The 8280-nt window shown below is 45.8% G+C and carries 7 protein-coding genes and 1 pseudogene; 5 read left to right on the top strand and 3 right to left on the bottom strand.

Features of this window, described 5'->3' with window-relative positions:
* Nucleotides 1-137 precede the first annotated feature (137 nt).
* The 5 genes from B9J87_RS15635 to phoU all read left to right on the top strand — a co-directional run bounded on the left by B9J87_RS15635 (nucleotide 138) and on the right by phoU (nucleotide 5619).
* Nucleotides 138-1160, top strand: a complete 1023-nt coding sequence (locus tag B9J87_RS15635) for a substrate-binding domain-containing protein (protein ID WP_094151631.1) — start codon at nucleotides 138-140, stop codon at nucleotides 1158-1160.
* A gap of 67 nt (nucleotides 1161-1227) precedes the next feature.
* A complete protein-coding gene (pstC, locus tag B9J87_RS15630; RefSeq protein ID WP_094151629.1) occupies nucleotides 1228-2610 on the top strand; it encodes a phosphate ABC transporter permease subunit PstC in 1383 nt (460 codons plus the stop codon).
* A 4-nt stretch (nucleotides 2611-2614) separates the two neighbouring features.
* Nucleotides 2615-3997, top strand: a complete 1383-nt coding sequence (gene pstA, locus B9J87_RS15625) for a phosphate ABC transporter permease PstA (protein WP_254918147.1) — start codon at nucleotides 2615-2617, stop codon at nucleotides 3995-3997.
* Nucleotides 3998-4095: 98 nt separating this feature from the next.
* Nucleotides 4096-4842, top strand: coding sequence for a phosphate ABC transporter ATP-binding protein PstB (pstB, locus tag B9J87_RS15620; protein WP_237666633.1), 747 nt, complete (start codon nucleotides 4096-4098; stop codon nucleotides 4840-4842).
* Nucleotides 4843-4863: 21 nt separating this feature from the next.
* Complete coding sequence (gene phoU, locus B9J87_RS15615; protein WP_094147400.1) at nucleotides 4864-5619, top strand: phosphate signaling complex protein PhoU; 756 nt, start codon at nucleotides 4864-4866, stop codon at nucleotides 5617-5619.
* 206 nt (nucleotides 5620-5825) lie between these two features.
* Here the strand turns inward: phoU and arsB are convergent, their stop codons facing one another.
* The 3 genes and pseudogenes from arsB to B9J87_RS15600 form a co-directional block, all read right to left on the bottom strand.
* Entirely contained in the window at nucleotides 5826-6920 is a 1095-nt protein-coding gene (gene arsB / locus B9J87_RS15610; protein WP_094151625.1) for an ACR3 family arsenite efflux transporter, read from the bottom strand.
* 45 nt (nucleotides 6921-6965) lie between these two features.
* Nucleotides 6966-7302: pseudogene (locus B9J87_RS15605) on the bottom strand (metalloregulator ArsR/SmtB family transcription factor).
* 218 nt (nucleotides 7303-7520) lie between these two features.
* Complete coding sequence (locus B9J87_RS15600) at nucleotides 7521-7853, bottom strand: YnfA family protein (RefSeq protein ID WP_094128516.1); 333 nt, start codon at nucleotides 7851-7853, stop codon at nucleotides 7521-7523.
* Between the last annotated feature and the right edge of the window lie 427 nt (nucleotides 7854-8280).

Raw genomic sequence — 8280 nt, 5'->3', positions numbered from 1 at the left:
GTCATAAATTTGTCACATAAAGTCTATTTTATTGTCACATTGTCCTCTCAGAATTTACCTAGCTAAACAATACAAAGCTGCTTACGGAAGACTTTTCAAAACAGTCTACGGTTATGAAATTTAATGAGGGAAATATTATGAAGTTCGGACGCAATGCGCTTTTGCTTGCTTCAACCATCGCAACCGCGATCTCTGCCCCAGCAATGGCACGTGATACGATCCAAATCGCTGGCTCTTCAACCGTTTTACCATTTTCTTCTATCGTTGCAGAAGAGTTCGGCCAAACCTTCCCACAATTTAACACGCCAGTGGTCGGTTCCGGTGGTTCAAGTGGCGGTTTACGCCAGTTCTGTCAAGGTGTCGGTGTCAATACCATCGATATTGCTAACGCCTCACGCGCCATTAAATCTTCTGAAGTGGAAAGCTGCCGCGCGAATGGCGTGACAGAAATCATTGAAGTCAAAGTCGGCTATGACGGCATTGTGTTCGCATCTCGTACCGACAGTGGCACTTTTGCCCTTAAGCCAGAGCATGTGTTTAAAGCGGGTGCAGCACAAATTCCGCAGAATGGCAAAATGGTGTCAAACCCTTACACCAACTGGAAGCAAATTGACGCCTCTCTTCCTGACCAAGAAATTCTGCTTGTGATACCAGGTTCTAATCACGGCACGCGTGAAGTGTACGAAGAGAAAGTCGTTCACCCAGGTTGTGAGACTTTTGCCGAAGTCAAAGCGATGGACAAAAAAGCCAAAGGCAACTTCTGTAATGCGATTCGCACCGATGGTCGCGTAGTTGAAGTCGCTGGCGATTATACCGAAACCCTCGCTCGTCTTGATGCTCAGAAAAATGCGCTTGGTGTATTTGGCCTAAGCTTCTACGACCAAAACCGTGACCGCTTGAAAGTGGCGACCGTTAACGGCGTAACCCCAAGCTTAGATACCATTGGCAGCGGGCAATACCCAGTTTCTCGCCCACTGTTCTTCTACATCAAGAATGCTCATGTCGGTGTAGTACCGGGAATCCTCGAATACGCACAGTTTTTTGTGAGCGAACAAATGGGCGCAACGGGTAGCCAACTTGAAGCGGCAGGCCTTATCCCAATGGATGATAAAGAGCGCGCCCAGGTGTCGCAAAACATTAAAAATCGCAAACTCCTTTAAGGCTCTCTGATTAGCTTGGGCCAGTGTTTTCGGCTCAAGCTAACGCTTTAATAAGGTAAGAATAACAATGAATAATCTGATGCTGATGGTGGTACTACTGGCGGTAATGGCACTGGCTTACCACTTAGGGCTGACGCGCAGTAAAAAAGTAGCATCAACCAATGCTGGAACTCAGCGTTTACACTCTCGCCCTGTTTATCACGGCATGCTAACCCTGCTTTGGTGTGTGGTTCCTGCTTTGTTAATTTGGATAGTATGGAGCCTATGTTCTCCCATACTGATTCAGCAAATGGTGGTTGATAGCCTTCCTACGGATCTGCAGCCAACGGCCGTGGAGGGTGCTCACGTACTGATGAATAAACTGCATAATATCGCCAGCGGTTTCGCTGTACTCGATAGCTTTTCTCCTCAAGAAATTACCGCCGCAGACTACTTAAAGCAGTTAGAACAACGCAGCTATTTATTACTCACTGGTTTGATGGCAACGGTTGCCGCGGCCGGATTAGTCTTCAGCACTCGACAAATTCGCCCTGATCTTCGGGCACGCAACACCGTCGAACGTGCACTGCATATACTACTGATTCTGTGTTCTGGTGTGGCGATTTTAACCACAGTAGGCATTGTTCTTTCTATGGTTGGAGAAGCGTTACGTTTCTTTAGTTTTGTTAGCCCGAGCGAATTTTTCTTCGGCACCACATGGAACCCTCGTTTCTCAACAGTAGGTACAGAGAACCAAACTGGCTTTGGTATGTTGCCATTACTGGCAGGAACCTTTTTAATTGCATTGATTGCCTTAATCGTCGCTATTCCTATTGGCCTGATGTGCGCCATTTATCTAGCTGAATATGCACCAAGTCGCATTCGCTCGATAGCCAAACCGATGATTGAAGTGCTCGCGGGTATTCCCACCATCGTCTATGGTTTTTTTGCTTTAATCACCGTTGGCCCCTTTCTGAGCGAATTGGGACAGTGGCTCCATATCGATATTCGTGCCACCTCCGCTCTAACCGCGGGGATTGTGATGGGCTTAATGGTGATTCCCTTTATTTCCTCTCTATCCGACGACATTCTTACTCAAGTGCCCAAAACACTAAGAGATGGCTCGCTTGGCCTTGGCGCAACCAAATCAGAGACCATTCGCAAAGTGGTTCTACCTGCCGCGCTACCTGGCGTGACTGGTGCAGTTTTGCTCGCCGCCAGCCGGGCGATTGGTGAAACCATGATTGTGGTTCTCGCTGCCGGAAATAGCCCAGTATTAACAGCCAACCCATTCGAGGCTGTCTCTACTATGACGGTTACCATCGTCAACCAACTGACCGGCGATACCGATTTTGCTAGCCCACAATCCTTAGTGGCCTTTGCACTTGGTTTAACCCTGTTTGTGATCACGCTATGCCTTAATGTGATCGCGCTCGTTATCGTACGTAAGTACCGTGAACAGTATGAGTAACGCCATGGACAACAGCATTCAAATGACTAACCTTCAAGATGACGATGCCTATGCGCAACGTAATGAAACAAAACTGCGCATTGCTCGCTCGCTGAAAAAACGTCACAACAGTGAACGCCGCTTTAGAGCTTTAGGTATTGGCGCGGTTGCCTTAGCGTTAAGTTTTGTGGCGATACTATTCACTTCGATTCTTTCCAAAGGTATTCCAGCCTTTTGGCAAGCGACAGTGACCTTGGATGTCTACTTTGACCCCGATGTCGTGAAAATAGAGCCCAAACCCATCCAACAAAGTGATGAGAGCCCGGCGCAGTTCAATCAACGCATGCTCACATGGCAAAGCAGCGTCGGCATGGTTAATTTCAACCGTATTATTGTCAACAGTTTGGCCAACGAAATCCCTGAAGCGACTCGCTACCAGCGTGATGCGATCAAATTGATCACCAGCGGCGAGCGTTTTGCTTTGCGCGATATGATAGTCAATGATCCTTCACTGGTCGGCCAAACCTTACGTCTTGATTTACTGGCGGAAGCCAACGTCGATGTGTGGTTGAAAGGCAACATCGACCGTGATCTACCCGACTCTCGTCAGCAGTTGAGTGCTCGTACCCGCGCGTGGGCGGATGAGCTCGCTGAACGTGGCGTTATCCAAAACAAATTCAGTACAGCGCTGTTTATGAACGTCGATTCTCGCAGCTCATTAGCTTCGGCTGGCTTAGCGGGGGCGTTTATGGGGTCGGTGTTTATGATGCTAATTGTCATGCTCTTAGCCGTTCCAATTGGCGTCGCATCAGCGATTTATCTGGAAGAGTTTGCACCCAAAAATAAACTCACCGATTTGATTGAAGTGAACATCAACAACCTAGCGGCAGTGCCCTCTATCGTGTTTGGTTTACTGGGGGCTTCAGTGTTTATTTTGTGGTTTAAGTTACCGCTTTCGGCACCATTTGTCGGTGGTTTGGTATTAACACTAATGACACTACCCACCGTGATCATTGCTACTCGCTCAACTTTGAAAGCGATACCACCATCGATTCGCCAAGCAGCTCTGGGTATCGGCGCGTCCAAAACTCAAGCCGTTTTCCATCACGTATTGCCTTTGGCACTACCGGGCATTTTGACTGGGGCCATTTTAGGCATCGCGCAAGCATTAGGTGAAACTGCGCCACTGCTCTTGATTGGCATGAGCTCGTTTGTCGCGAGTGTGCCGGCAACACCGCTTGATCAATCGACCGCACTTCCTGTGCAGATTTTCCTCTGGCAGGGTAACGAACTGCGTAACTTTTTTGAAGCAAGAACCTCTGCTGCAATCACCGTATTGTTAGCACTAATGATTAGCTTAAATGCGCTGGCGATTTGGTTGCGTCGACGCTTTGAAACTCGGTGGTAATAAAGATGATAAGTGAAGCTATTATGAACAAACACTCCCTTGTGATACCACAGGTAAAGAGCACCGCTAAAGAACCAGCCCAAGCCACACAAATTAAAATGGCCGCGCGTGATGTGAAAGTTTTCTATGGTGAAACCAAGGCGCTACACGGCATCAATATGGATATCATTGAGCATGAAGTGGTCGCCTTTATCGGCCCTTCTGGTTGTGGTAAATCAACCTTTTTACGCTGTTTAAATCGTATGAACGACACCATCGACACGGCTCGTGTTGAAGGTTCAGTTACCTTGGACGGGCAAGATATTTATCACCCTAGCTTAGATGTGGTGCAGCTGCGCGCGCAAGTTGGCATGGTGTTCCAAAAGCCTAATCCTTTTCCAAAATCGATTTATGAAAATATCGCCTATGGCCCTAAATTACATGGCCTAGTGGATAACAAATCCGACTTAGACGAAGTCGTCGAAACCAGCTTACGCCGCGCTGGCTTGTGGAAAGAAGTCAAAGATCGCTTATCAGCACCGGGCACCGGACTATCTGGTGGCCAGCAACAGCGTTTGTGTATTGCTCGTGCGATTGCGGTTAACCCTGAAGTGATTTTGATGGATGAGCCTTGTTCGGCGCTTGACCCTATCGCGACCTCGATCATTGAAGATCTGATTGATGAGCTCAAAGGCAGCTACACCATTGCGATGGTGACACACAACATGCAGCAAGCGGCGCGCGTTTCAGATAAAACCGCCTTCTTCCACTTAGGTAACTTGGTTGAACTGAGCGAAACACGTGAGTTGTTCACCAACCCACGTGATAGCCGCACTGAAGATTACATTACTGGCCGTTTCGGTTAACGACTGTTTTAGGAGAACTTTATGACAACTCATGGTGTCGATGGGCACACCTCTCATAGCTACAATAGCGAAATGCGTTCTATTGTGGATAGCGTGGTGAATATGGGTGATTTAGTCATCGTACAGGTGCGGGACGCACTCGATGCGTTTATGACAGGCAATACCGAACTGGCCAAGCAAGTAATTGAACACGATCATAATATCAATTTGTTAGAACTGGCCATTGATCAACGCTGCATTGATATTTTAGTCAAACGCCAACCTGCAGCCCGCGATTTACGTGCGGTGTTTTCGATCATGAAAGCGATCATGGATCTTGAACGAATTGGCGATCAATCTAAACGGATCGCCCATGCGGTGTTGCGTTTAAAGGAGCACCATCCGGGTGACAAAGACTATTTTGATGGTATTGAATTACAAGAAGATGCGTTTGAAACAATTAACGCGAACGTGATCAATATGCTGCAAAAATCGATGAACGCTTTTCACGATCTCAATGCACACGATGCGCTAGAAGCAGCAATGTTAGATAAACAAATCGACAACAGCTACGGCGATATTTTGCGTCAAAATGATAAAGATATGCTGGTGCAAGGCACTCACTATCAAACCATTTTGGAGATCACGTGGATAGGTCGCGCGGTCGAACGGATTGGCGATCACGCGCGCAACGTTTGTGAGTACACGATTTATTTTGTGACTGGCTTGGATGTTCGTCACCAAAACGATCAAGCGATTGCGGAGCTTTTGGCAAGCCCCAAAAACCAGTCGTCATGATATGACGGGTAGTAAAAAAGGCTGCTCTCCATCGCAGCCTTTTTGTTTTTGGAGCACTGTCGAATGTTACTTACTCATCAACCAAGCCTCCCTACTGGATTGCAGTGGTGTTAGTTACCTAGGTTAATTCTAATTACATTGTTGCATTCTTATCGGGATGAACTCATTGACTGCTTAATGGCAAGATCATGACGTTTGTGAATTGGTTATTGATTGTGCGCTTTAATACCATGATGGGGAGGATAGTACTTCTTCTTCATTCGTAATGCGACGTTGACCAAAGCAATTAAAACGGGCACTTCAACCAAAGGTCCAATAACGCCTGCAAATGTTTGATCAGAGTTTAATCCAAATACAGCGATTGATACGGCGATAGCCAGTTCGAAGTTATTGCCCGTTGAAGTAAAGGCGATAGAAGCATTTTGGTCGTAAGGGATCCCCATACGTTTCCCGATGTAGAAGCTCACAAAAAACATCACCATAAAATAGATGATCAGTGGCACTGCAATACGGAACACATCCATCGGTAACTCGATGATCATTTCACCTTTCAGACTAAACATCAAAACGATGGTTGCCAAAAGCGCAATCAGGGTGATTGGCGAAATACGCGGGATGAAGACTTCGTTGTACCACTGTTCACCTTTTGCTGAAACTAATAGTTTACGGCTTAAGAAACCCGCTAAGAAAGGGATGCCTAAATAAATTAAGACGCTTTGTGCAATATCCCAGATAGTGATGTCAACAACGAAACTTTCAAGGCCAAAGTAAGGGGGTAAAACAGTAATAAACAGCCACGCCATAAAACTATACGTGACAATTTGAAACGCGCTATTTAATGCAACCAAAGTTGCACCGTACTCTTTGTTTCCGCCGCTGATATCATTCCAAACCAACACCATAGCGATGCATCGAGCAAGGCCGATCAGAATGAGTCCCACCATATAACTAGGTTGATCGCGTAAGAAAATGATGGCTAATGTGAACATCAAAATCGGTCCCACGAGCCAGTTCATCACTAAAGAAAGCATTATCGCGCGTTTGTCACGAGTTACTTCGCCTAGAAGGCTATAATTTACTTTCGCTAATGGAGGGTACATCATTAGGATTAGGCCAATAGCAAGCGGGATATTGGTTGAACCTACAGATAGGCTTTCGTTCCACTGAGCCGACAGAGGGAAGCACACTACAACCCCGACACCAACGGCCATTGCAAGAAAAATCCATACGGTTAGATATCGATCTAGGAAACTCATTTTTTCAGATGCGCTGGTTTCGCCACAGCTTGAGATATTACTCATACAGACTTCTTTAATATGAAATTGATAAACCAACTGAATAGAGCATTATTCACTTATACCATTCGAGCATGTTTTGCCTTTGATGAACTGCAACTCTGGCTCGATAAGTGCCAAATTATGCTTGAGGGTTATCTCCAGCACTTGCTTAACCCAAGGAGCTAGCCTGGGATTGATTCGGTAGTAAACCCACTTACCACGTCGCTCATCCATAACAAGCTCGTGCTTTCGCAGTTCGGCAAGATGCCGAGAGACTTTGGGTTGACTGAGATTAAGCGCCTCCATGAGATCACACACACAATTCTTCTTGTTTCTGCATTAACAGCAGAGACTTAAGCCGAGTTTCTTCAGCAAATGCTTTGTAAAGAAGGATTGGATCAAACATAGGAACTATTCAACGCAATAAAACATATGAAATATCATATGTTTTATCTTCCGTATGTATCAATTTTTCAATTAAACATGTTCTTCTGAGAGATAAGTTAGTTTGGGAAAAGTAAGTCGATGTCAAATGGCTGTCTTAATGTTGAGACCAAAATAGGGACAGACCTAAGGTGGAGCTTGCTCATACCCCTCAATTTGAAATGTTTCAATAGTTCATTATTAGGTGTACCTTGGCGCGAACATGATGATAGCCATGCCGATCAGCGCTACCGTCACACCGACTATGTCCCATAAAGTTGGTCGAATACCATCAACTATCCACAGCCATAGTATTGCTACGAAAATATAAACTCCACCGTAGGCAGCATAAACCCTACCAGCCGCTGTTGGGTGAAGAGAAAGCAACCAAGCAAATAGTGCTAGGGATAGAGCTGCTGGTAGTAAAAGCCAGACAGATTTCCCGTCTTTCAACCAGAGATAAGGTAGATAACACCCCAATATCTCTGCTACTGCTGTAATAAAGAACAACCCGATAGTTTTTGCTTCTACCAACTCAATTTCCTCATATTATTTATAACCGATTTAGCACTGAATATCACAATTGTAACGTTCAGCTCTCAATGATGCAGTCTTTTGGCTATTGCTTCAATTTATGGTTCATCCGGAAAATCGATACCTGAATGACTTTTCTGATACCATATCGCCAAAAATAGCCAGTTAATGTCAACTTCACTTCTTTACCATCGCTTTGGAATACGCGGCCCTTTCCATTATTGCTCTACAGAGTTTGATGGTGACGCGACCATCTTTCACGTAGCACACAATCCTCATATTAAATGTCCATCATGTCGTAGTCGTGATGTCATAAAAAAAAGGAGGTAAGGTTCGCCGTTTCATCGCTACGCCAATCGGCACTAGCCCCTGTTACATCCAGATAGTAAACCAGCGGATTGAATGCCGAGCTTGTAATACACTCGGG

The organism is Vibrio sp. V19_P1S1T109, from assembly GCF_002241375.1.
Taxonomy (GTDB): domain Bacteria; phylum Pseudomonadota; class Gammaproteobacteria; order Enterobacterales; family Vibrionaceae; genus Vibrio; species Vibrio anguillarum.
This window is presented reverse-complemented; position numbering and strand designations above follow the sequence as displayed.